The organism is Phyllobacterium sophorae (genome assembly GCF_003010965.1).
GTDB classification, from domain to species: Bacteria; Pseudomonadota; Alphaproteobacteria; order Rhizobiales; family Rhizobiaceae; genus Phyllobacterium; species Phyllobacterium sophorae.
In genome coordinates this window covers 34454-59129 of record NZ_PGGM01000016.1, presented here as the reverse complement: position 1 = coordinate 59129, position 24676 = coordinate 34454, and the positions used below count along the sequence as shown (strand labels likewise).

The following is a 24676-nucleotide window of genomic DNA, read 5'->3' as shown; positions in this document are numbered from 1 at the left end:
ACGCTGCCTGCCCCTCCCGCCAGGGGAGGTAACTGGCGGCGCCTACAACGCCGGCAACCGGCCAATATTGATGAAGCCCACCGACATCTTTCCTTTCTTGACCGTGATGGGGAGTGTCGGCGCGCCTGTCTCGTCTTTCGGGACGAAGGCCATCGCCTGAAGCACCGAGGCAATCGTATTGCCGGCCTCAGGGAATATGCCCTGGAGTGCCTTGGCAACGCCTTCGGGGTTGCGCATCGTCACTTTGAAGTCGCCGCTGACGCGGCCGTCATCAGCGATTGAAAACGGGCCAGAGATTCCGATCCCGCTACCATCGTCAAACGCCACGTCGACTCTGCGCAATGTGCCCGACTGCCCGCGCAGCACCGTCAAATCCCGTTCCGGTTTGCCGAGCAATGCGAAGCCGTTGGCGAGTTGGACATCGGCGACGCCAGTCAATTCAGGCAGCGGCCTGTCGTAAATGACGTTGTCGGCGATTTTCAGCTTGTTGAAAGAGAGGACGACGTCCATTTGCGGGTCTTGAGTAGCGAAATGCAGCTCACCTTCCTGCACCACGGCCACCGGCGCATCGCCGGGTGCTGCGTTGCGTTGATTGACGATGACATTGCTGCCTTCGATCTCTATTTGTTTTGGAAGGGGTTTGTCGAGCCGAATGCTGGATGTGAGATTGTCCCATTTCGCATCGAGCGGCATGATGCCCGGCACATTGATAGCAGCGGGCCCGTCGATCCTGCTGACGATCTGCAATGGGTCATAGATCTGCGCCGCGGAGCGGAAAGTTCCGGCGGTAACTGACAGGTTCTTGGCCGGATCCGCCCAGCCTACCTTGGTGCAGTCGAGGCCGACCCGCAAGGGAAAGCCGCTTGCCGTGGCGTTCTCACAGGTGGCGTCTATGCCTTTTTCCTTGAAAGCCGCGATATTCGTCGCAACGCGGTTTTCCAGCTCGTTAGCCAGATAATACCAGCCGCCACTGTAGAGCACGCCGAGCAGTATAATACCGCCGCCGCCATATTTCAGAAGTCTTCCGCGTCTTGTTGTGTTTTTGGGGGTGCTTGACGGCATGGTCCGGCTCTCGCTATCCATCAGGGGAAGATGCTTCAGAGCCCTGTTGCAAACTCTACTGCGGCTGTCACCTGACGCGGTTTTCTGCGCTTCCGGTGCACACGTACTCAAAGTACGTTGCGCTCCGGTTCTCGAAAACCACGCCACATGCCTTGCCGCAGCGATTTTTCAAACGGGCTCTCACAGTTCTCTAACTGCTATCAGGACGGATATGGGCGATTTTTGGGTCTTTGGCTACGGATCTTTGATGTGGAAGCCTGGCTTTGCACATGTCGAGACGATGCACGCCCGACTATTTGGCTATCGCCGCGCGCTTTGCGTTCGCTCCTATGTGCACCGGGGAACGCCGGAGCGGCCCGGCCTGGTGCTCGGCCTGGACCATGGCGGATCCTGCCTTGGGATGGCGTTTCGCGTGCCTGGCGAACTTGCGGACGAGGTGGTCGACTATCTGCGGGCGCGCGAGCTGGTCACGCATGTCTATCTCGAACGGAGGTTGGGGATCCGGCTGGAGGACGGACGCAAGGTCGAGGCGCTGACCTACATCGTCGACCGCAGCCATGTGCAATATGCGGGTGCGCTCTCGGTGAACGATGCCGCTACGGCCGTGCGCGGTTCGGTCGGTCAGTCAGGCCGCAACGAGGACTATGTGCACAACACCCTGGAACACCTGCGCAAGATGAATATTCGCGACCACTGGATGGAAGCAGTTGTCGCGGCAGTCGATGGTTCTAGATCTTGACGCCAAGTTCCTTCAATCGCTCGATAGCGGTCGGGGGCATGGGGGGTGGGTCATCCGATTTGGCAGCTTCGATCAGGAGTTCGTCGCACGCCGCTTCGGTCACTTCTTCGAGCTTTTTCAAGAACGCATCATTGTCCAGGCCTGGCTGTATCGGCGGCAGGATGCGGCAGCGAATGACACCGGGATAACGCATGAACTTGCGGCGGGGCCAATAGAGCCCGGCATTATGCGCGATCGGGACTACAGGAATGCCGAGTTCCCCGTAGATGTGAGCGACGCCATATTTGTAGCGGGGCGGGGCTCCCGGAGCCGTGCGCGTGCCCTCGGGATAGATCATCAGCTGCCTGTTTTCGGCAACGGCCTTCCGCGCGCCCCTGACCGCGGTCTTCATGGCGGCCGAGCGTTTGCCGCGATCGATCGGCACCATCTTCATCTTCTGGATGTACCAGCCGAACAGCGGAATCCACGTCAACTCACGCTTGAGGATGTAGACCGGATCGGCAATGTGGGGAAGGAAAGCATAGGTATCCCAGAATGACTGGTGCTTCGCCGCGCAGATATAGGGCCCGTCGGGGATATTCTCGAGCCCATCAATGTGGTGGTCGGCACCGACAATGATTTTTTGCAGCCACAGGTTGGACTTTGCCCAGTTTTTCGGAACACTCCACGCCTGTTTGCGCGGGCTGAGAAAATAATAGGGCGTGAAGATGATCATCTGGATGATCAGGTTGAGATAGAACGCGGCATTGAAAACAAGTGATCGGATGATCGTCATTGGGATCCCGGATGGCATCGATTGGTCTGCGCCTTCGTTATACCAAATGGGAGGCGCGGTGAACTGGCGAAAGACACTAGCCCTTTATTCTGTGGAGCAGGGCGGCCGTCGCCTCCGACAGGCTGTCGGGTAGCTCCGAGCGGATCACGGCTCCCAGATATTTGACATATTCGACCAGAAGGACGCGGACGATAAGTCCGCGTGTGATCCAGTCGCCGTCCCGCAGATTGCTGTTGATGATGGGATAGGGGATGAATTCAATATCCCGCGATGCGCGTTTGAGTTCAACCATCGTGCGGGGGATATGATAATTGTTGGTAACGACAATGACCCGGGCATAGTGGTTCGCCTTGGCCCATTTGACGCTTTCGGCAGCATTGCCAATCGTGTCCATGGCGGATCGGTCGATATCAACACAGCATTCGAACAGAGTGGCGTCGCCGCCGGTGACCCGCTGCAACTCGCTGCGGTTGGTGGAGGAATGGACGCCGCTGATGAATAGCCGCTCGCCCCGCTTGTTCTTGAGAAGTTCGAGAGCCCCTTCGATGCGCGAGTAGCCACCGGTAAGAACGACGATGCCGTCGGCGGGTTCGACCAGATCGGGTGTCTCCAATGTGCTGACATGGTCGCTGAAGACGATGAAGCCGCCGATAAACAGGCCCAGTGCGAGAATGCAAAGCAGGAACAATGGCAGCACAATCCGCGTGCGGATCAACGAGGCCAATCGCTCGCCGCGGTTCTGATCACCGGTGCCCGGCTTCTGGTTGCTGTCGTTCACGCCGTCCATTTTGCGTCGCAAATGCCTTGTTTGGGTTTCGTTTTTAAAGAGGGGTTCAACAGCAGCTTTGCAGGAGCTTTTGTAAAATCCATATTATCAATAGATGGAATAAGCTTAGGTTTCGTGACCTGTCCCGGTCCGTCCGTCCACCTGCCTCAAATGCGCTATGACTGTCATTCTTGTTGTAATCATCGTCAAGACGCTGACCGCCAGAATGATGAGGACCACACCCGAATAACCGCCTGATCCAATGGAAAAATTGCCGAAAAGCGCTGTAGCCTGATCGGCCTCGGGGGTTGCCAGGTTGCGCGAGGACCACCAGGCAACGGCCAGGAAAATGACCATGGCGAGCGCCCCGCCGCAAAGTGCGCCTTTCAAGGCTGTCCAGAAGAAGTGCCGCTCGAATTGGCGGGCGACGAACTTCTGTTCCGCGCCAATAAAATGCAGCACCTCGATGATGTGCTCATTGCCAGCCATGGCACCGCGGGTGGCAAAGATGACCGTCAGGACAGTTGCGGCAATGACCAGACCGAGAACGGCCATGCCGATGAGAACGGTCGAACGCGCCATCGAAACAAGCCGGTCGACCCAGGTGCGGTGATCATCGAAACTTGCGCCCGGGACGTCCTTGACCAGCGCGTTGCGTATGGCGGCAAAATCCGGTGGGGAAGCTTCGTCGAGGGTGACAATCACCAGACGGGGCACGGGTAGTTCATCGATGTCGAGACCGGTGCCAAGCCAAGGCTCCAACAGGCGTGCGGTCGCGGCACGATCGATGATACGGGTGGATTTCACCCCGGAAAAGCCCTGTGCGATCGCGCTGGCCTGCGCCAGCAGAGCTTCCATGTCCTGCCCCTCGACAGGCCGGACCTGGATCGTAGCCTCCGTCGAAATCTGGCTCTGCCATGTGGCGGCCGTCGATTGAACAAGGCTGACCGCGCCTATGGTAAGGCAAGCGAGGAAGGTCATGATGGCGATGACGATCATCAGTGCATGGCCAACAACATTGCCGGCCGGAACGATGGGCGCCTGGCCGCTTTTGCCGCGTGCGATTTGCACGGCCTTCGCAAACAGGACCAGCGCCTGCTCCTTGAGTTGGGCCGCTCTAATCATAGATGTCGAGCCTTCCCTGGTCGAGGATCATGCGCCTTGCATTGATCTGGTCCATCAGCGTCAGATCGTGCGTCGCGATGACCACGGCCGTGCCGGAACGGTTCAATTCGCCGAAAAGCCGCAGCAACCGCCTTGCCAGCGGCGGATCGACGTTGCCCGTCGGTTCGTCCGCCAGAAGGATTTCGGGCTGGTCGATCAAGGCGCGGGCGATAGCGGCACGCTGCTTCTCTCCGCCGGACAGGACGGGCGGCAGCACATGCATGCGCTCACCAAGCCCGACCCAATGCAACAGCTCTTCCACCTCGGCACGATAAGTGGCTTCCTCCTTGCCGCGCACGCGGAGCGGAAGGGCAACGTTCTGATAGGTCGTCATGTGGTCCAGCAAGCGGAAATCCTGGAAAACGACACCGATCCGGCGGCGAAGCAGCGGCATTTCCTTGGAGGAGATGGTCGCGATATCCTTGCCGAACACGGTGATCAGGCCGCGCGTCGGTCTCAGCGTCATGAACAGCAGGCGCAACAGCGAAGTCTTGCCGGCCCCGGAAGGACCGGTCAGGAACTGAAACGACCTGGGTGCAATGTGGAGGCTGACATCACGCAGAACCTCCGGGCCCATCCCATAGCGCAAACCGACATTCTCAAAACGAATCAAGCGTAATTTTCCAATCTCATGTCCACGTGTGTTTTATTCAGCGCCGACAGGTTTGGCCACACCAATCACGGCTGAAGATCAGCCGAAACGTTAATTTTTGTGCAGTAGCCTCACCCCATGATTCGGAGGAACATGACTGCAACATGGCGGGATGATCGGAAAACCGTGTAATGGCGCAAATCAGGCCAGTAATTGCCGAATTCGATCTGAATTTTCTTGGCGCAGGCCCATTCGACAGAGGCGTTGCGGAGGACATTCATTTCGAAACCGTCATGCCGCCAGAGTATACGGCGGCCGGTGGTGTGCCAAACCATGCCCCTGTCCGGTCTTCTGAGCGTTCACTTCCTGACAATGACGGTATCTCGATTCTCCAACCCGCCGGAAATGGGCAAGGTAAGATGCCAGGGTTCGGCTACTGGCTGTTCGTTACGCTGGTTGCCGCTTCGGTGTTCTGGATTTGCGGCGGGCACACGCTGTTCGTAGCGCTGCGATAATCTCGATTAGGCTTTTGCTTTTGGAACCGGGTTTGGGCTATAGCAACCCCTTCAATCACTGCTGCCCAGTACAGGAAGACGTGCATGCCAAAAGTCGGCGGAAAAAACATCGACATCCTCTTCAGCGCTCAGACGATTGCTGACCGAAATCTCGAACTTGCCAAGGCTATCGTCGCACGCAATTTCGAGAATCTGCTGGTGATATCAATTCTCAAGGGGTCGTTCATTTTCGCGGCCGACCTGATCCGGGCCATGCATGACGCGGGAGCGGAGCCCGATGTCGAGTTCATCACCGTTTCGAGCTATGGCAAGGGAACAGAAAGTGGCGAGGTACGTCTGTTGCGCGATATCGACAGCGATGTCCATGGACGCGATGTTCTGCTGATCGACGATATTCTCGAATCGGGCAGGACGCTGAAGTTCACTCGCGAATTGATGCTGGAGCGCGGCGCCCGCAGCGTTTCCATTGCGGTGCTGCTCGACAAGAGCGTGAAGCGCAAGACCGACATCGAAGCCGATTTCAAAGGTTTTGAATGCCCCGACTATTTTGTGGTGGGATATGGCATGGATGTCGGGCACTCGTTCCGGCAACTGCCCTATGTCGGCGTTGTCACGGACTAGTCGAATTTCAACAGCCGCTCGAGATAATCCTTCTCTATCTGCGGGCTGAGTGCATTGCCAAGACGGCGACGGATTTCGTCAAGGATCTGGCGCGCGCGCTGGATGTCGATTTCGCCGGGCAGCATATTGCCGGGCTCAGGCGCCAGTCCTTCCGGGCCCCGTTGCGGGCGCCCCAATGGATCTCGGCGGCCATTCTGTTGCTGACCGCCCGGGCCCGTCTGTCCGTCCTGGCCCATCGCTTGCTGCCACTGCTTCATCATGTCCTGACCGCCGCGGCGCAGCGCATCGAGTGCGTTGCCTTGCTGGTCCAGGGCTTGACCGCCATCGGCTTCGCCGAGCGATTTTCCTGCCTCACCCATGGACTTCCCTGCTTCGCCGAAATCCTTGCCGGGATTGATCCCCAATCCTCGCAGATCCTTCATCATTTGCTCGAGGTCTGACTGAAGCTTGTCCTGTCCTTCCTGCAGGCCACGCAGCGCCTTGGCGATGTCCTCTTCGGACATCTGGCCCTGGTTGCCTTGCTGACCCTGCTCGTTCTGCCCGTAATCCTGCTGCATGCCGTTCTGTCGCTGCTGCTCGAGTCGATGGGTCTCGTTCATCATTTGCTTCTGGCGCCGCATCAGATCACCAAGCTTGTCCATCTGCTGCCGCATCTGACCTTGCTGACCGTTCTGCCCCTGCTGGTTTTGACCCATCTGCAGATTATTCAGCATGTTTTCCAGTTCAGACAACAGCTGCTGTGCCTGATCCTTCGAACCCTGCTTGGCCAGATCCTCGATCCGGTCCAGCATGCGGTCGATATCTTCCTGCCGCAACTCCATCATGTTGGGGTTTGGCGCCTGTGCCATATTGGGGCTCTTCTGGGCCTTCTCGGCAAATTCACGCAAATACTCGTTCATGGCGCTGCGCAATTCGGCCATGCGCTTTTCGATTTCTTCCTGGCTCGCACCCCGTTCGATCGCTTGCTTCAGTGCTTCCTGTGCCTGGCGCAGGCGACGCTCGGCGTCGGACAGTGCGCCATCCTCGATCCCGCGTGCAACCTGCCACATATAGGCGACCACATCGCGCAATTGATCGTCGCTGCGAGCAAGGTTGAGGCGTGAACGAACGCTGCGCAGAGCGAGATAATGCGAGGCATTCTTGATTGTTTCTTCCGGCCAGATGGTGATGGCATCAAGCGTATTCAGCACATCGGGCTTGGCATTGGCATTGAGCGCCAGCACGCGGCGTTGTTCCACGACGGCCCGCGCCAGGGGGTTGGCAAAGGGACGTTCCGGCATCACCAGGGTTTTGGTTTCGCTTCGTGCCTCCTGCTTTGCGTCGTCAGTCGCGGCGAGGGTCATGCGGACTTCGGAACCCGCCCATGGATGCTCGGTGAGATCCTTTGTGGTCTTCATTTCCCTGGGTTGCTCACCGCGCCGGGGCAGCGAGAGGGGCAGATCCGGTGCGTTGTAAAGCGGCCGCGCGTCCTTGCCGGAGACCACGGCCTGCTCAATTTTCGCAAGGGCACTCACGGCACCGTAATCGTCCTTCAGCGCGTACGACACTTCCATCGTGCGGTTGGCGGCGCTCGAAGGGTCTTTGGTGAAGCGGATAGAGGGGGGCTGGTCCGGAATAACGGAGAACGACCACGCGGAGTTCGCAGTACCATCGCCTGAAAGCGCAACTGTGCTGTTGGCACCAAGCAGGATTTCGAAGTTGCGCGGTTTGCTCTTGGCGGCTGCGGCATCGTCCGCCTTGCCCTGGTCTTTTGCTTCTATATTGGCGGCTTTGCCATCAATCGATGTCAGTGTGACCTTCTCGGACCCGCTACCGCCGATGATCCGGATGATGAGGGTGCTATCCTGCGGGACAGTAAACTGTTTTTCTTCGGCATTGGCTGCCGATGTCAGGAAAAGCGGCGCCCGCCCGGTATAGCGGGGGGGCGTTACCCACGCATCAATCCGCGGCGGCACAACGTTACTACCGCTATGGCTGCGGAAAGCATCGCTGATGCGACCGCCGAGCGGTCCGCCGGAAAAAGCAAAAGCGACCACGAAAAGAAGTCCGACGACAGCCCTCAACGCCCAGGGATCACGTTCCGGGATACGCGTTTGCGGCAATCCGCTCTTCAAATCCCGGAGACGCTCAGCCATGCGTTTTCGGTGTTCGTTCCACAACGCCTGCGCAAATGGATCATTCGCGTTGGTGGCGAGTTCTTCCGACTGCACGGTAATCGGCTGATGATCGAGCGTATTGACGCTCTCCAGCCGCCGGCTGATTTCCGTATGACCTGGCAAGCGGAACTTCGACAGAAGGTAGAGGCAGGCTGGAAGCGAAAGAGCAAACAATCCGAGAACGGCGAACCGCACTAAATCCGGAATCATCCGGAAAATACCGAACCACGACAGGCAAAGGAATATTGCGATAACAAGCAGAAGCGGTAGCAAAAGCGGCCACAGGCGTTCCAGTACCACCGTCAGCCAAGTCGACAAACGGAGGCGATCGATACTCCTGAAAATATCGAACGTGAGCCTTGTCTCGTCCCGTTCATCGGGGTGTTGACCGGTCATCTTCACTCCATCTCGCTGGCATGAATGGTGTCAGCCTCGACAACAATACCATTCATCATGGCAAACGCGAGGCCTTAGGGGCAATTTGCGATCATAGTTTTGTGTAAAGACGAAAGCCCCAGTTACCCAGTCCGACTGAAATCGCAATGGGTCTCCTAAGATCTACAGCCACTCCGGGACAGAATCGAGCGCGATCAGCTCTTCATAGGTCGTACGCGGGCGCACGACATGGAACCGGTCGCCATTGACCAGCACCTCCGGCACCAGCAAACGCGTATTGTAGGTGCCGGCCTGAACAGCGCCATAGGCGCCCGCCGTTCCAATGGCGATGAGATCGCCGGGAGCAGGTCGCGGCAGGTCACGGTCAAGTCCAAGATAGTCGCCGGTTTCACATACTGGACCAACAACGTCGCCGCGAATGCGTGGATGGGTGGCAGCAGGCTCGATGACCGGGCGGATCATGTGAAACGCATCATAGAGCGTTGGCCGGATGAGATCGTTCATTGCCGCATCGACAATGATGAAATTCCGGGCATCCCCTTCCTTGAGGTAAATGACCTCGGTGACGAGAATTCCGGCATTGCCAATAATGAGGCGGCCCGGCTCGAAGATGGTCTTCAGACCAAGCGGTTTGATATGCTTGGCGACAATCTGCGCATAAGCGTCGGGCAATGGCGGTGGATTGTTGTCGAAGTGATAGGGAATGCCGAGCCCGCCACCAAGATCGACATGTTTGATGTCATGGCCGTCCGCTTTCAGCTGCGCCACAAATTCAGCGAGCAGCCGGAAGGCATTGTCGAAGGGTTCGAGGTCGGTGATCTGGCTGCCGATATGCATGTCGACGCCGACGATTCGGAGGCCGGGCAGCTTGGCAGCATGCGCATAGACCGTGCTGGCCTTGGCCAGAGGAATGCCGAACTTGTTCTCGGATTTTCCGGTCGAGATCTTCTTGTGGGTCTTGGCGTCAACATCCGGATTGATACGCAGGGACACCGGCGCAACCTTGCCCGCGGCCACAGCGCGGGCCGACAGAAGTTCAAGCTCGGGTTCAGACTCGACATTGAAGCAATGGATGCCGGCGGCCAGGGCATAGTCCATTTCGGCGGGCTTCTTGCCGACGCCAGAAAAGACAATTTTGTTTGCAGAAATTCCCGCGGCAAGCGCCCGGCGCAGCTCGCCCTCGGACACCACATCGGCGCCGGATCCCAGCTGGGCCAGGGTCTTCAGGACCGCCTGATTGGAATTAGCCTTGAGCGCGTAGCAGACAAGCGCGTCCATTTCGGCAAAAGCGGCCGAGAAAACCTTGAAATGGCGTTCAATAGTCGCTGTCGAATAGCAATAGAACGGCGTTCCGACCGCCTTGGCGATATCGGGAATGCTGACGCCCTCGGCGTGAAGGACGCCGTCCTTGTAATCGAAATGGTTCACGTAAAATCAGCCTAGATCAATGGGTCGAGTATGAAACGCTTGTCGGGCGCAGGTGGGGTTGCGGTTTTCGGTTCGCCAGGCATCGAGGTAACCGAAGCCGGTGGCGGTTCAAGCGGGCCCTTGCGGCCACAGGCCGAAACAGCGCTTACAATCGCGATCGACATCAGAATTGTCGTCAGAATAGAACGGCTTGTCATCAATTTGATCCTGTCGTCCGAATGGGCGTTTGTCTTTGTCTAGAGCATGACGGGATCATATGGAAGGGTCTCGCTCTGACATCCGATGCCGATTATCTCTGCCCTAGATGGGGGAGATCAGTGAAGCCTTACAGCTTCCCGATGCGCTTTTGCCAGAATTTGATCTGCCGGCGAACCTGTTCCGGGGCCGTGCCGCCATAGGATTTGCGGCTGCGCACCGACTTGTCGACAGCCAGATAGCCGAACACTGCATCGGTGATGCCGGTATGGATCTGCTGCAGGTCCTCAAGCGACAATTTGCCGAGATCGACTTTTTTCTGCTCGGCCAGCGCGACGGCGCGTCCGGTCACGTGATGTGCCTCGCGGAAGGGCAGGCCGAGTTCGCGCACGAGCCAGTCGGCAAGGTCGGTCGCGGTGGAATAGCCGTAGCCGGCGGCCTTTTTCATCGCCGCCGTGTTGATCGTCATGTCACCGACCATGCCGGTCATCGCGGCAATTGCGAGTTCCAGGGTTTCCGCCGCGTCAAAGACCGCCTCCTTGTCTTCCTGCATGTCCTTGGAATAGGTGAGCGGCAAGCCCTTCATCACCGTGAGAAGCCCGACGAGTGACCCGGTAATGCGCCCGGTCTTGGCGCGGACCAGCTCGGCCGCGTCAGGATTTTTCTTCTGCGGCATGATGGAGGAGCCTGTCGAGAAGGAATCGGACAGGCGCACGAAGCCGAACTGCGGCGTCGACCAGATGACGATTTCTTCCGCCAGACGCGACAGATGCGTGGCGGTGATGGCCGCAGCCGCGAGGAATTCGAGCGCATAGTCGCGATCGGAAACGCTGTCGAGCGAATTACGCGTCGGTTCGCGAAAGCCAAGAGCCTTGGCCGTCATGTGCCTATCAATGGGGAATCCGGTGCCGGCAAGCGCCGCAGCGCCGAGCGGCGACTCATCCATGCGCTCGATCGCGTCCTTGACGCGGCCCAGATCGCGGCCGAACATTTCCACATAGGCCATGCAGTGGTGGCCGAACGTCACCGGCTGCGCTGTCTGGAGATGGGTAAAGCCGGGCATCAATGTCGCCGCATGTTCTTCGGCGCGCTTCAGAAAGGCTGCGATCAGCTGCTTGAGCGCGACGGCGGTCTTTTCGAATTCCGCTTTCACCCAGAGGCGGAAATCGACGGCGACCTGGTCGTTGCGCGAACGGGCCGTGTGCAACCGGCCGGCGGAGGCGCCGATCAGTTCCGCAAGGCGGGATTCGACATTCATGTGAATGTCTTCAAGTTTGCGTGAGAACGTGAACTTTCCCTGTTCGATCTCTGACAATATCGTGTTCAGACCCTTTGCGATCTTGTCGTGATCCTCCGCCGCAATTATGCCGGTCTTCGCAAGCATGGCAGCATGGGCAAGCGAACCCTGAATGTCCTGGGCGTAGAGTTTCTGGTCAAAGCCGATGGAAGCATTGATTTCTTCCATGATCGCGGCGGGACCGGAGGCAAAACGGCCTCCCCACATTTCATTGCTGTTCTTCTTGTCGGACATGGAAAGCGCCTTGGGTGAGAAGCGAAAGAGTAGAAATGACTGACGACAACCGAACACAGAAATCGCCACGGAACGCGAGCAGAAAGATCATTCTTCTTGCAGGCCTGGCGGGCATCGTTGCCGGTGCGGTTGCGGTATACGTGATGGAGCGGCCTTCTGGCAATATTGTCGCCAGCACAAACCCGTCCGATCAGTGCGCAATGAAAACCGACGCCGCCAAGAAGCTCGATGCGGCCGCGACGGGCGCAGTTGCGGCCATGCGCGGTGCGGACGCGCCGCAGTCCATGTCGGAATTGGCGTTCACAGCGCCAGACGGCAAGCCGGCGCGGCTTTCGGATTTCAAGGGCAAGACGCTGCTGGTCAATCTCTGGGCGACATGGTGCCTGCCGTGCCGCGAGGAAATGCCGGCGCTCGATGCGCTGGAGTCGAAAAAGGGCGGGGATGACTTTCAGGTCGTGACGATCAATATCGATACGGGTGACGATGAAAAGCCTAAGGCGTTCCTGAGCGAGATCGGCGTCAAATCGCTGCAGCTCTACCGCGATGTCTCGATGGGCGTGTTCAACGACCTGAAGCGCAAGAACCTGGCATTTGGGCTGCCGGTAACAGTGCTTGTTGACAAGGATGGCTGCCAGATCGCCGCCATGAACGGGCCCGCGGACTGGTCGAGCGACGATGCCGCCCGGTTCATCGACGCGGCGATATCGGGGCAGTGATCAATAAAAAAAAGCCTCACCCGAGGGCGAGGCCTTTTCAGCTTTTGCCGAACGCGCTGAATTACTCAGCTCCTCCCGCAGCGGCCTTTTTTGCCTTCTTGGCTTTGTACTTGTCAAAGCCATGCAGTTCGCCTGGTTTGCGTTCTTTAGGTGTTTTCTTCGGTTTTTCAGGCTTTTCTGTGGTCCAGCCTTCCGGCTTCGCCTTGGCCGGCTTGGCAGCCCAGTCGGATTTCGGCTTGTCATCACGGAAACGGGGCTTGCGGTCGTCAAAATCCCGCTTCTCGCCAAAGCTCTTCTTGCCTTTGTAATCGCCACCTTCACGACGCGGCGATGAGGGGCCAGCGCCTTCGCTGCGCGTGATGTTCACGCCCTTTTCGCCCGTGCCAAATTGCTTGATCCGCGCCATGAAATCGTCGGCCTTGCTGGCGGTGATTTCAAAACGGGTTTCCGTCTCGAGAATCTTGATCGAACCGACATCGGTCTTGGTGATATCACCGGCCTTGCAGATCAGCGGCAGGAGCCAGCGCGGTTCGGCCCGCTGCTTGCGGCCGACGCTCAAGGAGAACCAGGCACCGCTCTCGAACTGTTCGAAGCGTTCGGAACGTGGTGCGCGTTCACCGCGTCCAGGCCTGTCGTCGAAGCTGCCCTTGCGGCCAGAATCGCGCATCGGCTCAAGCACATGCGACGGTGTGCCTGACAATTCTTCGGGGGCAGGGCGTGCAGCCATCTGCTGGCGCAGATAGGCAGCGGCGATCTGCGCGGCTGAATGCATGCCCAGCAACTCACGAACATAATCGCCCTCTTCCTCGGTCATGACTTCGGTCAGCGAAGGATCATTGAGAATGCGATCATGGTTGCGCTTGTTGATTGCGTCCGCATCGGGGGGCGGCACCATCGTCGTTGCGAGCTTTGCGCCTTGAAGCAGGCGCTCGGCGGTGCGGCGGCGTGATGGCGGTACGATCAGAACGCAGATGCCCTTACGGCCTGCACGTCCTGTTCGGCCGCTGCGGTGCAGGAGCGTCTCGGAATTGTTCGGTAGGTCGGCGTGAATGACGAGATCAAGATTGGGCAGATCGATACCGCGCGCGGCAACGTCGGTCGCCACGCAAACCCGGGCACGGCCGTCGCGCATTGCCTGGAGTGCATTGGTGCGTTCGGCCTGGCTCAACTCACCAGAAAGCGAAACAACCGAGAAGCCGCGATTGGACAAGCGGCTGGTCAGGTGCTTCACCGCCTCGCGGGTCGAACCAAAGATGATTGTGTTCTGCGCGTCGTAGAAAAGCAGCGCATTGATGATTGCATTTTCGCGCTCGCGCGGCGCTACCGGCATGATGTGGTATTCGATGTCGCTGTGCTGCTCGCGGTCGCTTGTGGCGGTAATGCGCAGCGCATCCTTCTGGAACTGCTTGGCAAGCATGGCGATCGGTTTAGGCACTGTCGCCGAGAACATCAGCGTGCGCCGGTCCGCCGGCGCTTCGCCGAGGATGAATTCGAGGTCCTCGCGGAAGCCGAGATCAAGCATTTCATCGGCTTCGTCGAGCACGACCGCGCGCAGTTCCTTCATGTCGAGAGAACCGCGGGTGATGTGGTCGCGCAAACGGCCGGGTGTGCCGACGACGATATGGGCGCCCTGGCTGAGCGCACGGCGCTCCTTGGTCATGTCCATGCCGCCGACGCAGGAGGCAATGCGCGCGCCAGTCTTCTCGTAGAGCCATTCCAGCTCGCGCCGCACCTGCAGGGCGAGCTCGCGGGTCGGAGCGATGACCAGCGCGTAGGGCGCGCCAATGGAAGTGAAGCGGTCGGCGCCATCGAGCAGGGTTGGCGCAATGGCAATACCGAACGCGACGGTCTTGCCGGAACCGGTCTGCGCGGAGACCAGAAGATCGGCGCCGCCAGCTTCGGGAGCAAGGACGGCGGTCTGCACCGGCGTCAGCGTCTCGTAGCCACGGGCAGCCAATGCACCGGACAGCGCCGGAGCGATAGAATCGAATATAGTCATTAATGAACTTTCAAGTACGTGTTTGGGCTGGTGTTTTGGGCTCGGCGTTTAGAGCGAATTGTAGTCATATTGAATAAGTTCTGTTTCTCGGATGGCGAGACAATCCACGAGGAAGGTGGCGAGGCCGATGTTCGCGCATCGGACGATGCCGCCTGACAAAGTGGTTGGCCGCCAGCCGGAAACCCGAAGGGCCGGATGAATTCGGGCCAAATCCTTCGGGCTTCGGCGTCGTCCGATGGAAAGGCATCGGCCTCGCCAAATCCCTTGACCTTGTCCGCGAATTCCCGCCGGCAGAACTATTCAATATGACTACAACTCGCTCTTTGGAGCACGAGCGGCACGCAAATAGCTTTGTTGCGCTCTCGTAGAGCCTGCGACGCGTTCCGTCAATGCCAAGAAACGCATAGCTCCCATCCGCATTACCCTCAGGTGGCGAAGCCCGCACGTTTCAACCGCACAATAGCGAGGTCGAGCGCAGAAAGAAAGGCGGAGCGATCTTTTGGTGAAAATGGCCGCGGACCGCCGGTGATTTGCCCTGCGGAACGCAATTCATCCATAAGGTTGCGTGTTGCGAGCGTATTGCCGATGGAGGCTTCCGTGAAGGCTCTTCCTGTCGGCGAAATGGCATCGGCTCCAGCTTTGACGCAGCGGCTGGCAAGCGGAATATCGGCTGTCACAACGACATCGCCGCGAGAAACACGTGTCGCAATCCAGTCATCGGCGGCATCGAACCCGTCGCTGACGATCACCCTTTCGATCATCGGGTCGCGGGGAATTGCCATCATGGAGTTGGAAACGACGAAGACTTTTACGCCATACCGCTCGGCAACGCGGTAGATTTCAGCTTTGACCGGGCAGGCGTCGGCGTCAACGTAGATGGTGATTGTCTTGGCGTTCATCGCACTCAACCGAAAATATGCAGGGCCGCGAGACCAACCGATGCGCCGAGGCCAATGGCGATGCCCGCGGCAAGAGCAGCTACCAGAAGACCGGTACCAAGCCAGACACCATCCTGTTCGCCAAGACCAATCGAGAGCAGGATAATGCTGAGCGCCGGCATCTGGTTGATCAGCGGGATGGGCAGGATGACGATCAGGGACATCAGCAATGCGACGATACTGACGACGCGCTCGACCAGCATTTGCGGTACGAGCCAGTAGCGCGGACGCGCCAGTTTTTCAAAACGCGTGAGAACCGGTTCGAGTCTGGAGATGAAAGAGCGGTAGCTTTCAATGCGGATGGACTTTTGCCGGATAAACGCGGGAAACCACGGCTTTTCGAAGCCCATCAGCAGCTGGATCGATAGCAGGACAAGGGGAATACCGAATATGGTCGATGTGCCTGGTGGCAGGGGCAAGAGATTGAGCGCTGAAAAGAGAATCATCAGCGCCCCAAAACCGCGTTCGGACAAGGCGGACAGGATGTCGTTGAACGAAATCCTGTCCGCCGGTGTTTCGCCGAGCTGGACAAGAACGCTGGACAGGCGCCGCGTATGTTGCGAACCCATCGGGTCCCAATCAGGCGGTGTTCCATCCGCGTTCATTTTGTCCTCCCTTTTGATGGAATTATGCCTTTCCAGTGCTTTCGGCGCTACAGGCCGGTTGGGCGTCAATCAATAATACCGGCGCTGTTTGCTCATGCCGCGTTTTCCAGAGCGAACTCAGAATTCCGGCAAGCAGGATGCCAAGCGTGATCGACAGTGACCACATTGGCGGTATCTTTGCCAGTCCCAAAGCATCTGCGACGAAAATCTTTCCGCCGATGAAAACCAGCACCAGGGACAATGCGTATTTCAGGTAGACGAAGCGATGAATAAGGCTTGCGAGCGCGAAATACAGCGCACGAAGGCCAAGAATGGCGAAGATATTCGATGTGAAGACAAGATAGGGGTCGGTGGTGATGGCGAAAATCGCCGGGATCGAATCCACCGCAAAGATCACGTCGGCCAGTTCGACCATGACGAGGGCGAGCAGCAGCGGGGTGATCCAGGTTTGCCGCTTCATTGTCAGGGGATCGGTCCGCCTGACGATGAATTTCTCGCCATGCAGTTCTTTCGTGACGCGGAATCGTTTGCTCATGAACTTAAAGACGGGATTGGCGGAAACGTCGAAGTCGCCCTCTCCGGCCATGAGCATGCGAATGCCGGTGAAAATCAGGAATGCCGCGAAGAGGTAGAGCACCCATTCATATTCTTCGACGATAGCGGCACCCGCCGCGATCATGATGCCGCGAAGGATGACGACACCGAGGATGCCGTAAACCAGCACCCGGTGCTGGAACTGCTTCGGGATGGCGAAGTAGCCGAAAATCATGGCAATGACGAAGATATTGTCCATCGCCAGACTTTTCTCGACAACGAAGCCGGTCAGATACTGCATCCCGGCTTCAGACCCGAGTTCCCACCAGATGAAGCCGCCGAAGGCGACGCCAAGACTGATGTAGAACGCCGAGAGCAGGAGGCTCTGGCGCATGCCTATGTCATGATTTTTACGGTTGAGGACGCCCAGATCGAGGACGAGGAGAACAAGAACAAGGGCAAAAAAGCCAAGCCACATCCATAGGGGCTTGCCCATGGCATCAATAAACAGAAGCTCCATGTTGAAAAAGATCCGCCGGCATCGGTTCCAGATTACAGCTCCGACATCACGAGAGAGCCGGTAACAATCGCCAGAGGGGCCCGGTGCTGCAATTCTGCTTCAGTTGGGGAGAGGCACAGACCAATGCAAGGGTTTGATTAGAAATAAAATATTGACGATGCACGCCATAACGTGCCCGTCCCGTCACCGTGTCGGAACGGGATGTTCGCCGCGATAATCGTAGAAACCGCGGCCGGCCTTGCGTCCCAGCCAGCCGGCTTCGACATATTTGACAAGAAGCGGGCAGGGCCGGTACTTCGAATCCGCAAGACCGTCATAGAGCACCTGCATGATCGAAAGGCAGGTGTCTAGCCCGATGAAATCGGCAAGCTGCAGCGGCCCCATCGGGTGATTGGCGCCCAGTTTCATCGCCGTATCGATGGCTTCGACCGAACCCACGCCCTCATAAAGCACATAGATCGCTTCGTTGATCATTGGCAACAGAATGCGGTTGACGATGAAGGCCGGAAAATCTTCGGCAACGGTGATCGTCTTGTCGAGGCTGGCGACGAATTGGCGTGCGCTCTCGAAAGTCACATTTTCGGTGGCAATGCCGCGAATGAGCTCGACAAGCTTCATTACCGGAACAGGGTTCATGAAGTGGATGCCGATGAAACGTTCGGGCCGGTCAGTGGTCGCCGCAAGGCGCGTGATCGAAATGGACGAAGTGTTGGTGGCGAGGATCGCTTCGGGATTGAGATTGGGGCAAAGCTGCGCAAAAATTTTGCGCTTGACGGTCTCGTCTTCCGTTGCGGCCTCAATGGCAAGATCGACTCCGGACAGATCTTCCATCCGCAAAGCTGGGCGGATATGCGCCATTGCCTTGACGCGCTCCGGTTCCTCCAGTTTGCCGTGGGAAACCTGACGGGCCATGTTGCCGTTGACGGTGGCGATGGCCTTTTCCAGCTGTTCGGCAGATTGGTCGTGGATCAAAACATTATATCCGGCCACGGCGCAGACGTGGGCAATGCCCGAGCCCATTTGCCCTGCGCCAATAATGCCTACAGTCTTGATCGTACCAGCCATGTTTCCATCCGTTTTGCTTTATTTATATCACACAAACTAAATGGCCGGAGTAGCGTTCGTCTACCCCGGCCAGATAATTTCATTTCAAAACGTGGATTAAATTCAAAGTGCCTTTTCAAGCTCCGGCAGGATGGTGAAGAGGTCACCGACGAGACCGTAATCGGCGACCTGGAAGATGGGGGCCTCTTCGTCCTTGTTGATGGCGACGATCACTTTCGAATCCTTCATGCCGGCAAGATGCTGAATGGCACCGGAGATACCGACGGCGATGTAAAGGTCCGGCGCGACCACTTTGCCGGTCTGGCCAACCTGCCAATCGTTCGGGGCGTAACCAGCATCAACCGCAGCACGCGACGCACCGACGGCAGCGCCGAGCTTGTCTGCGACCGGAAGGATCACTTCCTTGAATTTTTCGCTCGAGCCGAGGGCACGCCCGCCGGAGATGATGATCTTCGCGGAAGTGAGTTCCGGACGATCGCCGCCGGAAAGCTTGGCTTCGACGAACTTCGACAGGCCCGGGTCGGTCGCGGCGGAGACAGTCTCTACCGAAGCCGAACCGCCTTCGGCGGCCGCGGCAAAGGTTGCGGTACGAACCGTGATGACTTTCTTGGCGTCGGTCGCCTGCACGGTCTGAAGCGCATTGCCGGCGTAGATCGGACGTTTGAACGTGTCGGGTGAGATCACCTCGATGATGTCCGAAACCTGCATGACGTCGAGCAAGGCGGCGACGCGCGGCAGGATATTCTTGCCGTTGGTCGTGGCCGCAGCAATGATCGTGTCATAATTTCCGGCAAGCGAAACGATGAGCGCTGCGCTGGCCTCGGCAAGACGGTTTTCGAGGTCAGGACTGTCGGCAAGCAGGACTTTCTTGACGCCCGCGAGCTTTGCGGCCTGATCGGCGACGCCCTTTGCGCCCTTGCCGGCCACCAGCACATGCACATCGGAACCGATGGCAAGCGCCGCTGTCAGCGCCTTGGCGGTCTGGTCGGAAAGGGTCTCGTTGTCATGTTCGGCAAAAAGAAGAATAGCCATGTTGTGTTCCTTTCCTGATCCTAGAGAACGCCGGCTTCGTTCTTCAGCTTGCTGACGAGTTCAGCAACATCCTTGACCTTGACGCCCGCCTTGCGGCCGCCTGGCTCTTCGGTTTTCAACACCTTGAGGCGCGGCTTGGTGTCGACGCCATAATCGGCAGCGGACTTTTCATCCAGCGGCTTCTTCTTGGCCTTCATGATGTTCGGCAGCGAGGCATAACGCGGCTGATTGAGGCGAAGATCGGTGGTGACGATCGCAGGCAGCTTGATTTCGATGGTCTGCAGGCCGCCGTCGACTTCGCGGGTGACCTTGGCAGTGTCGCCGCCGAGCTCCACTTTCGAAGCGAAGGTGCCCTGGCTCCAGCCAAGCAGAGCAGAGAGCATCTGGCCAGTCTGGTTGGCATCATCGTCGATCGCCTGCTTGCCGAGAATAACCAGCTGCGGCTGTTCTGCTTCGACAACGCCCTTGAGGATCTTGGCGACGGCCAGCGGCTCAACGATATCGTCGACCTTGACGAGAATGCCGCGATCGGCACCCATGGCCAGCGCGGTGCGGATGGTTTCCTGCGCCTGCGCCGGTCCGATCGATACGACGATCACTTCCTCGACCTTGCCGGCTTCCTTCAGACGAAGCGCTTCCTCGACCGCGATTTCGTCGAACGGGTTCATCGACATCTTCACATTGGCAAGTTCAACGCCGGAGCCGTCGCCCTTTACCCTGATCTTCACGTTGTAATCGACTACCCGCTTTACCGGTACGAGGACTTTCATGGGGACTCCCTCTTATAAAAACGAAAGGCAGATTTAACCGCCTCGATAACACACCCGCTTGCCGGATGCCGACATTGAGGTGAAAAAAACGACACTCTGGCTCTATGTTGCGCGGGACCGTAATTATGAGTGACGTAAAGGTCAATCACCGTCGCGTCTCATATGGAACTTCAACCGATTGAATGGCCGGGGGCTATCGTCCCCACTTGATCGGTTCTGTTTGAGAGGGTGCCGGTTCGGTAGGTTTGTCGGTCACCACGGCGCGCGGCGAGACGATGGCCCGGTCAAACAGCGGCACGCTTCGTCGCTTGAGGATGACGATGAGCAAGGCACCGGCGATGATGCCGCCAACATGGGCAGGCCAGGAGACCTGCTCCCCGCCACCCCAAACGAGCATCAGGAACTGCGTCGCCACCCACAGGATGAGCGGATAGATGGCCGGGATACGCAAGGGTATGCGTCCAAAGGCGAGCACCCATACTTTCACACGCGGGTGCAGCAGCAGATAGGCAGAAACGATGCCCGCAATGGCACCCGATGCACCGATCAGCGGCGCCTCGGAATCAGGCAGGATCACCCCGTGCAGGAATGCTCCGGCGGCAGCGCAGAGAAGGTAGAAGATCAGGAACTTGATGTGCCCAAGCGCATCTTCGATATTGTCGCCGAAAACCCAGAGGAACAGCATGTTACCGCCGAGGTGGAAGATGTCGGCATGAAGAAACGCGTAGGTGACATAGGTGAAATCCCGCGGCACGAAATAATAGCTTGCGGGTAAAATCGCCAGATCGTGGATGACCGCAGGTATATAGCCGAGGCCGACGGCGGCGGCTTGCGCGTAATCACCCGAGACGCTCATCAGCAGGAAGACAAGCACATTGATCGCAATCAGCGACAGCGTGACATATTGCAGCTTGATGTATTTGAGGCTGTTGGCGTCATGCAATGGAATGAACATCGGCGCCGGGTTCCTGCCTCTGCGGGTTTTTGCGTCTCAGCGATTGTGACCCGGCACCCATAACACGTCCCTCGAGCCATTGTCATTGACCACGCGGGCGGCGACAAAGAGAAAATCCGAGACACGGTTGATGTATTTCAGTGCGGCGGGGGTGACCGCCTCGTGCGGCTTTTGCGCGAGTTCCACCATATACCGTTCGGCACGGCGGGCGACGGTGCGGGCAAGGTGCAGCGCGGCGGAGGCGGGGGAACCTCCTGGGAGGACGAAGGAGCGCAAGGGCGCGAGGTTTGCGTTCAATTGGTCAATGTCGGCCTCAAGCCGCGAAACCTGGCTGTCGATGATCCGCAGCGGCTCGTAAGGCAGCGTCTGGCCCGTGTCCGGGGTTGCGAGATCAGCCCCGAGATCGAAGAGATCGTTCTGGATGCGCATGAGCATGGCATCGAGTTCCGGAAAGGCTTTTTCCGTATGCAGCCGGGCGAGGCCGATGCAGGAGTTGGCTTCGTCCACAGTGCCATAGGCTTCCACGCGGAGATCATGCTTGAGGCGCCGTTCGCCGTTGCCGAGGCCGGTGGTGCCGTCATCGCCTGTGCGGGTGTAGATCTTGTTCAGCTTGACCATGGGGGTTCTATCCTCGGGACTAGCCCGCCGAGCGGTGGAAATAGATAGCGCCGACGATAAGTATGATGGCGATAAGCTGCAGGAAGATGCGCAATTGCATCATCTTGTTGGAGAAGTTGGCATCGCCGCCCTTCATCATGTTGCGCAGGCCAATGAGAAGGACAATCGTGACTGCGGCAATGGCGACGACCGCCAGAAACTTGAAGATGATATCCATGGGTATTTCCTTTCAGATCAGCCGCCGTTGCTGACTGATCCTATCATGATTGGCTCGCAAGCATGCGGTATAGCGCACGTTTTGACAGAAATCTGCGGGCAAAGACTGTAAATTTTGCCGGACGCGTTACCAGATAATGGGGCCGCGGACGAGGATTTTCCAATGCGTCCTTGAGCACCGCATAGACCGCATCTGGACCGAGTTTGAATTTCGACTTTGTCCCCCCACCCGATAATCGTGCGATCAATCGGCTATAGTCGTCGCGGTGCGCGGAGTTTTCCACGTCGATGTGGCTTTCGAACTGCTTGAGTGCGTTGTAGGTGAATTGCGTCGCGATAGGCCCAGGCTCGATCATCGACACGTGTATGCCAGATCCTTCCAGCTCCATGCGCTGCACCAGCATCAAGCCTTCCAGCGCGAACTTGGATGCGACATAGGCACCGCGCCATTTCATCGGCACGAGGCCAAGGATCGATGAGCAGTGAACGATCCTGCCGTACCCCTGCTTGCGCATGACGGGAACAAGGTGCTGCGTCAGTTCATGCCAACCGAAGAAATTGGCGTCGAACTGTTCGCGCAGGCCGGCGATAGGCAAATCCTCTACCGCGCCGGGCAGGGCATAGGCGCCATTGTTGAAAAGTGCATCGAGCCTCCCGCCGGTTTCGTCCAGTACGGTGTTCACGAGCGCGGCAATGGAATCCGGTTCGCGATAGTCGAGATAGTGGGCGGACAGACCATCCGCTTTCAACGCATCGATATCCGATGCCTGCCGCGCTGTGGCGAAGACGGTCCATCCATCGGTTTTCAACACCCGCGCACAGTGGGCACCTATCCCGCTGGAACATCCTGTGATCAAAATCGTTCTGGAACGGGCCATGTTTACCGCATGTTTCAAATCAATCGATTGAGTAAGAAAAGACTTCACATATTCGCCAACGCCTTGCAATCTCACGGATCAAGGGGGCAAAACATCATTGATGCGTAAATTATATGGTTTTCTCCGGCGTGTGATCGCCGACGCGCTGGGGCATTTCCTTACGGATGATGGTTGGGCGCTGGCCAGCCACGTCGCACTTTCCGGCATCATGGCACTGTTCCCGTTCCTGATCTTCGCAACCGCGCTTGCCAGTTTTCTCGGTGCGAGCGCTTTCACGGATACGGCCGTCCATGTGATCTTCGATACCTGGCCCGACGTTATCGCAACGCCGATTGCGCGGGAAGTACGCAATGTCCTCAACGTGCAGCGCAGCGGCCTGTTGACGATCAGCGTGATCGCAGCGGCTTACTTCGCCTCCAATGGCATCGAAGCACTGCGCGTCGCCCTCAACCGGGCCTACCGGGTGATCGATACACGTTCGATCATCTATTGCCGCCTGCAAAGTCTGGGTTATGTCATCGTCGCGACAGTCGGCATCATGGCAATCAGCTTTCTGCTGGTCCTGGCGCCGCTTGCCGTCCGCATTGCCGAAAAATGGATCCCTGAGATTGCGCTCGTGTCCGGGACGATCGGCTTTTGGCGCTATGTCATCGCGACGACTGTGCTTGTCGTCGGACTTCTGGTTGTGCATTTGTGGCTGCCGGCGGGGCGCCGCAGGCTGATCGATATCCTTCCGGGTATTTTGCTGACGCTCATCGCCTGGACCGCGGGTGCCACGATCTTTGCCAACTATCTTGAAACGTTCGCCACTTACGTGTCGACCTATGCGGGTCTTGCCTCGATCATGGCAGCGATCGTTTTTCTCTATATCATCGCGGCAATTTTCATCATCGGCGCCGAGATCAATGCTGCAATCATCCGCTATTGGGAAGGCAAGGCGGCCGAACGTCTTTGACCGGTCGACAGGGCGACCCCAAGCGTCGCGATAAACATCCCAACCAGTTGGAACAATGTCAGCGTTTCACCGAAAAGCGCGTAGGCCATCAGGGCGGTGACACCCGGTACCAGGTAAAACAGCGACGCGACCTTAGACACTGCGCCCTGATTGATGAGAATCATCAGGAGCAGCACTGCACCGATGGAAAGGACGAACACCAGCCAGAACATGGCAAATACCAATGGGCCTGACCAGATGATGATGTGCGTCTCGAACAGCAGCGAGAATATGCCGGTGAGTACCGCGGCACCGAGATATTGCAGTGCCGTCCCCGCCTTCAGGTCGATCGCACCGACAAAGCGTTTCTGCCAGACCGTGCCAGCGCTGATGGCAAGCACGGACACGATCGATGCCGTGACGGTCGCGGGTGTGATGCCGTCAGCGGAAATCGACAGCTTTGGCCAAAGGACCATGGCGACGCCGCTGAACCCGACGGCCAGTCCGGCCCAATGACGCGGCTGAATTGTCTCGCCAAGAGCCAGGCCGGCAATCAACGCCGTGATCAATGGCTGCAACCCGACAACGAGAGCGGACATACCCGCCGGCAGTCCATTGTGGATGGCCCAGAAGACTGCGCCCAGATAGACGCCGTGTATGAGGCAACCGGCGACGATCGCATGCATGGCGCCGCGCTTGTTCGGCCAGTGGCTGCCGGCCAGGACTACCCAGATGCCGAGGATAGCGCCAGCAATGACAAACCGCGCCGTCAGGAACAGGAACGGCTCCATATAAGGCATGGCATAACGCGCGCCAATGAAGCCGGTGGCCCAGAGGATGACGAACAAGGCGGGGAAATAGCGGACAGACATGAGTGGGGAACCGGGCAGGAATGATTTGTCGAGATCATGTATACCGAATTGGTCACAACAACCAGACGTCGTTTGAAGGCCAGG

The 24676-nt window shown here is 58.1% G+C and carries 26 protein-coding genes; 5 read left to right on the top strand and 21 right to left on the bottom strand.

Translation table 11 applies throughout. From position 1 onward, the window contains the following. Nucleotides 1-42: 42 nt before the first annotated feature. Nucleotides 43-1062: a DUF2125 domain-containing protein gene (locus tag CU103_RS25990; protein ID WP_162707287.1), complete on the bottom strand. Its 1020-nt coding sequence runs from the start codon at nt 1060-1062 to the stop codon at nt 43-45. Nucleotides 1063-1273: 211 nt separating this feature from the next. Between CU103_RS25990 and CU103_RS25985 the strand changes: the two genes are divergently transcribed. After that, entirely contained in the window at nt 1274-1801 is a 528-nt protein-coding gene (locus CU103_RS25985; protein ID WP_106666937.1) for a gamma-glutamylcyclotransferase, read from the top strand. Here the strand turns inward: CU103_RS25985 and CU103_RS25980 are convergent. From CU103_RS25980 to ftsE, 4 genes are all read right to left on the bottom strand, one after another. Next, nucleotides 1791-2576, bottom strand: coding sequence for a lysophospholipid acyltransferase family protein (locus CU103_RS25980; RefSeq protein WP_106666936.1), 786 nt, complete (start codon nt 2574-2576; stop codon nt 1791-1793). The genes CU103_RS25985 and CU103_RS25980 overlap by 11 nt on opposite strands. A 76-nt stretch (nt 2577-2652) precedes the next feature. Further along, nucleotides 2653-3363, bottom strand: coding sequence for a YdcF family protein (locus CU103_RS25975; RefSeq protein ID WP_245449005.1), 711 nt, complete (start codon nt 3361-3363; stop codon nt 2653-2655). 105 nt (nt 3364-3468) lie between these two features. Then, entirely contained in the window at nt 3469-4467 is a 999-nt protein-coding gene (locus tag CU103_RS25970; protein ID WP_106666935.1) for a cell division protein FtsX, read from the bottom strand. Beyond that, nucleotides 4460-5119, bottom strand: coding sequence for a cell division ATP-binding protein FtsE (ftsE, locus tag CU103_RS25965; RefSeq protein ID WP_106666934.1), 660 nt, complete (start codon nt 5117-5119; stop codon nt 4460-4462). The genes CU103_RS25970 and ftsE overlap by 8 nt, the downstream gene beginning before the upstream one ends. A 170-nt stretch (nt 5120-5289) precedes the next feature. Between ftsE and CU103_RS25960 the strand changes: the two genes are divergently transcribed. Further along, nucleotides 5290-5613 (top strand): hypothetical protein, encoded by a 324-nt coding sequence (locus CU103_RS25960; protein WP_106666933.1) that lies wholly within the window; start codon nt 5290-5292, stop codon nt 5611-5613. A gap of 84 nt (nt 5614-5697) precedes the next feature. Beyond that, complete coding sequence (gene hpt, locus CU103_RS25955) at nt 5698-6234, top strand: hypoxanthine phosphoribosyltransferase (protein ID WP_106666932.1); 537 nt, start codon at nt 5698-5700, stop codon at nt 6232-6234. On the opposite strand, the gene CU103_RS25950 is transcribed toward hpt, so the two are convergent. The 4 genes from CU103_RS25950 to argH all read right to left on the bottom strand — a co-directional run bounded on the left by CU103_RS25950 (nt 6231) and on the right by argH (nt 11940). Beyond that, nucleotides 6231-8786, bottom strand: coding sequence for a TIGR02302 family protein (locus CU103_RS25950; RefSeq protein ID WP_106666931.1), 2556 nt, complete (start codon nt 8784-8786; stop codon nt 6231-6233). The two genes, hpt and CU103_RS25950, sit on opposite strands and share 4 nt — an antisense overlap. Nucleotides 8787-8948: 162 nt before the next feature. After that, nucleotides 8949-10214, bottom strand: coding sequence for a diaminopimelate decarboxylase (lysA, locus tag CU103_RS25945; RefSeq protein ID WP_106666930.1), 1266 nt, complete (start codon nt 10212-10214; stop codon nt 8949-8951). 11 nt (nt 10215-10225) lie between these two features. Then, complete coding sequence (lptM, locus tag CU103_RS25940) at nt 10226-10378, bottom strand: LPS translocon maturation chaperone LptM (protein ID WP_245449010.1); 153 nt, start codon at nt 10376-10378, stop codon at nt 10226-10228. A gap of 161 nt (nt 10379-10539) precedes the next feature. Continuing rightward, complete coding sequence (argH, locus tag CU103_RS25935) at nt 10540-11940, bottom strand: argininosuccinate lyase (protein ID WP_106666928.1); 1401 nt, start codon at nt 11938-11940, stop codon at nt 10540-10542. A gap of 35 nt (nt 11941-11975) precedes the next feature. Between argH and tlpA the strand changes: the two genes are divergently transcribed. After that, nucleotides 11976-12656: a thiol:disulfide interchange protein TlpA gene (gene tlpA / locus CU103_RS25930; protein ID WP_106666927.1), complete on the top strand. Its 681-nt coding sequence runs from the start codon at nt 11976-11978 to the stop codon at nt 12654-12656. 61 nt (nt 12657-12717) lie between these two features. On the opposite strand, the gene CU103_RS25925 is transcribed toward tlpA, so the two are convergent. From CU103_RS25925 to CU103_RS25870, 11 genes are all read right to left on the bottom strand, one after another. Then, on the bottom strand, nt 12718-14655 hold the full coding sequence (locus CU103_RS25925) for a DEAD/DEAH box helicase (RefSeq protein WP_106666926.1): 1938 nt from the start codon (nt 14653-14655) through the stop codon (nt 12718-12720). Between the two features lie 425 nt (nt 14656-15080). Next, nucleotides 15081-15554: a YaiI/YqxD family protein gene (locus CU103_RS25915; RefSeq protein ID WP_106666924.1), complete on the bottom strand. Its 474-nt coding sequence runs from the start codon at nt 15552-15554 to the stop codon at nt 15081-15083. Between the two features lie 5 nt (nt 15555-15559). Continuing rightward, nucleotides 15560-16198: an exopolysaccharide biosynthesis protein gene (locus tag CU103_RS25910; protein WP_106666923.1), complete on the bottom strand. Its 639-nt coding sequence runs from the start codon at nt 16196-16198 to the stop codon at nt 15560-15562. A 22-nt stretch (nt 16199-16220) separates the two neighbouring features. Continuing rightward, nucleotides 16221-17252 (bottom strand): TerC family protein, encoded by a 1032-nt coding sequence (locus CU103_RS25905; protein WP_106666922.1) that lies wholly within the window; start codon nt 17250-17252, stop codon nt 16221-16223. Between the two features lie 183 nt (nt 17253-17435). After that, the gene (locus CU103_RS25900) at nt 17436-18317 is read right to left on the bottom strand and encodes a 3-hydroxybutyryl-CoA dehydrogenase (protein ID WP_106666921.1); all 882 of its coding nucleotides are present in this window, start codon (nt 18315-18317) and stop codon (nt 17436-17438) included. 102 nt (nt 18318-18419) lie between these two features. Continuing rightward, nucleotides 18420-19349 carry an electron transfer flavoprotein subunit alpha/FixB family protein gene (locus tag CU103_RS25895; RefSeq protein WP_106666920.1) on the bottom strand — a complete coding sequence of 310 codons (930 nt, stop codon included), beginning with the start codon at nt 19347-19349 and terminating at the stop codon, nt 18420-18422. Nucleotides 19350-19369: 20 nt separating this feature from the next. Then, nucleotides 19370-20119, bottom strand: a complete 750-nt coding sequence (locus CU103_RS25890) for an electron transfer flavoprotein subunit beta/FixA family protein (RefSeq protein ID WP_106666919.1) — start codon at nt 20117-20119, stop codon at nt 19370-19372. Nucleotides 20120-20312: 193 nt separating this feature from the next. Beyond that, nucleotides 20313-21074: a rhomboid family intramembrane serine protease gene (locus CU103_RS25885; RefSeq protein ID WP_106666918.1), complete on the bottom strand. Its 762-nt coding sequence runs from the start codon at nt 21072-21074 to the stop codon at nt 20313-20315. Between the two features lie 36 nt (nt 21075-21110). Further along, nucleotides 21111-21692 carry a cob(I)yrinic acid a,c-diamide adenosyltransferase gene (locus tag CU103_RS25880; protein ID WP_106666917.1) on the bottom strand — a complete coding sequence of 194 codons (582 nt, stop codon included), beginning with the start codon at nt 21690-21692 and terminating at the stop codon, nt 21111-21113. Nucleotides 21693-21711: 19 nt separating this feature from the next. Next, nucleotides 21712-21909, bottom strand: coding sequence for a twin transmembrane helix small protein (locus CU103_RS25875; RefSeq protein ID WP_099997916.1), 198 nt, complete (start codon nt 21907-21909; stop codon nt 21712-21714). A 43-nt stretch (nt 21910-21952) separates the two neighbouring features. Next, nucleotides 21953-22786, bottom strand: a complete 834-nt coding sequence (locus CU103_RS25870; RefSeq protein ID WP_106666916.1) for an SDR family oxidoreductase — start codon at nt 22784-22786, stop codon at nt 21953-21955. Nucleotides 22787-22886: 100 nt separating this feature from the next. Between CU103_RS25870 and CU103_RS25865 the strand changes: the two genes are divergently transcribed. Then, nucleotides 22887-23741: a YihY/virulence factor BrkB family protein gene (locus tag CU103_RS25865; protein WP_106666915.1), complete on the top strand. Its 855-nt coding sequence runs from the start codon at nt 22887-22889 to the stop codon at nt 23739-23741. Here the strand turns inward: CU103_RS25865 and CU103_RS25860 are convergent. Further along, nucleotides 23708-24592, bottom strand: a complete 885-nt coding sequence (locus tag CU103_RS25860) for a DMT family transporter (RefSeq protein WP_106667043.1) — start codon at nt 24590-24592, stop codon at nt 23708-23710. The genes CU103_RS25865 and CU103_RS25860 overlap by 34 nt on opposite strands. Nucleotides 24593-24676 lie beyond the last annotated feature (84 nt).

What these genes read in the sequence shown, in the direction of transcription:
- CU103_RS25990 (WP_162707287.1), bottom strand. Translation starts at nt 1,062, where the DNA reads ATGCCGTCAAGCACCCCCAAAAACACAACAAGACGCGGAAGACTTCTG.
- hpt (WP_106666932.1), top strand. Translation starts at nt 5,698, where the DNA reads ATGCCAAAAGTCGGCGGAAAAAACATCGACATCCTCTTCAGCGCTCAG.
- CU103_RS25885 (WP_106666918.1), bottom strand. Translation starts at nt 21,074, where the DNA reads ATGTTCATTCCATTGCATGACGCCAACAGCCTCAAATACATCAAGCTG.
- CU103_RS25925 (WP_106666926.1), bottom strand. Translation starts at nt 14,655, where the DNA reads ATGACTATATTCGATTCTATCGCTCCGGCGCTGTCCGGTGCATTGGCT.
- CU103_RS25985 (WP_106666937.1), top strand. Translation starts at nt 1,274, where the DNA reads ATGGGCGATTTTTGGGTCTTTGGCTACGGATCTTTGATGTGGAAGCCT.
- CU103_RS25980 (WP_106666936.1), bottom strand. Translation starts at nt 2,576, where the DNA reads ATGACGATCATCCGATCACTTGTTTTCAATGCCGCGTTCTATCTCAAC.
- CU103_RS25875 (WP_099997916.1), bottom strand. Translation starts at nt 21,909, where the DNA reads ATGGATATCATCTTCAAGTTTCTGGCGGTCGTCGCCATTGCCGCAGTC.
- CU103_RS25900 (WP_106666921.1), bottom strand. Translation starts at nt 18,317, where the DNA reads ATGGCTGGTACGATCAAGACTGTAGGCATTATTGGCGCAGGGCAAATG.
- CU103_RS25975 (WP_245449005.1), bottom strand. Translation starts at nt 3,363, where the DNA reads ATGGACGGCGTGAACGACAGCAACCAGAAGCCGGGCACCGGTGATCAG.
- CU103_RS25915 (WP_106666924.1), bottom strand. Translation starts at nt 15,554, where the DNA reads ATGAACGCCAAGACAATCACCATCTACGTTGACGCCGACGCCTGCCCG.
- CU103_RS25950 (WP_106666931.1), bottom strand. Translation starts at nt 8,786, where the DNA reads ATGACCGGTCAACACCCCGATGAACGGGACGAGACAAGGCTCACGTTC.
- CU103_RS25870 (WP_106666916.1), bottom strand. Translation starts at nt 22,786, where the DNA reads ATGGCCCGTTCCAGAACGATTTTGATCACAGGATGTTCCAGCGGGATA.
- CU103_RS25880 (WP_106666917.1), bottom strand. Translation starts at nt 21,692, where the DNA reads ATGGTCAAGCTGAACAAGATCTACACCCGCACAGGCGATGACGGCACC.
- CU103_RS25865 (WP_106666915.1), top strand. Translation starts at nt 22,887, where the DNA reads ATGCGTAAATTATATGGTTTTCTCCGGCGTGTGATCGCCGACGCGCTG.
- CU103_RS25910 (WP_106666923.1), bottom strand. Translation starts at nt 16,198, where the DNA reads ATGAACGCGGATGGAACACCGCCTGATTGGGACCCGATGGGTTCGCAA.
- CU103_RS25860 (WP_106667043.1), bottom strand. Translation starts at nt 24,592, where the DNA reads ATGTCTGTCCGCTATTTCCCCGCCTTGTTCGTCATCCTCTGGGCCACC.
- lptM (WP_245449010.1), bottom strand. Translation starts at nt 10,378, where the DNA reads ATGTCGATCGCGATTGTAAGCGCTGTTTCGGCCTGTGGCCGCAAGGGC.
- CU103_RS25890 (WP_106666919.1), bottom strand. Translation starts at nt 20,119, where the DNA reads ATGAAAGTCCTCGTACCGGTAAAGCGGGTAGTCGATTACAACGTGAAG.
- tlpA (WP_106666927.1), top strand. Translation starts at nt 11,976, where the DNA reads ATGACTGACGACAACCGAACACAGAAATCGCCACGGAACGCGAGCAGA.
- CU103_RS25970 (WP_106666935.1), bottom strand. Translation starts at nt 4,467, where the DNA reads ATGATTAGAGCGGCCCAACTCAAGGAGCAGGCGCTGGTCCTGTTTGCG.
- CU103_RS25895 (WP_106666920.1), bottom strand. Translation starts at nt 19,349, where the DNA reads ATGGCTATTCTTCTTTTTGCCGAACATGACAACGAGACCCTTTCCGAC.
- argH (WP_106666928.1), bottom strand. Translation starts at nt 11,940, where the DNA reads ATGTCCGACAAGAAGAACAGCAATGAAATGTGGGGAGGCCGTTTTGCC.
- CU103_RS25905 (WP_106666922.1), bottom strand. Translation starts at nt 17,252, where the DNA reads ATGGAGCTTCTGTTTATTGATGCCATGGGCAAGCCCCTATGGATGTGG.
- CU103_RS25960 (WP_106666933.1), top strand. Translation starts at nt 5,290, where the DNA reads ATGGCGCAAATCAGGCCAGTAATTGCCGAATTCGATCTGAATTTTCTT.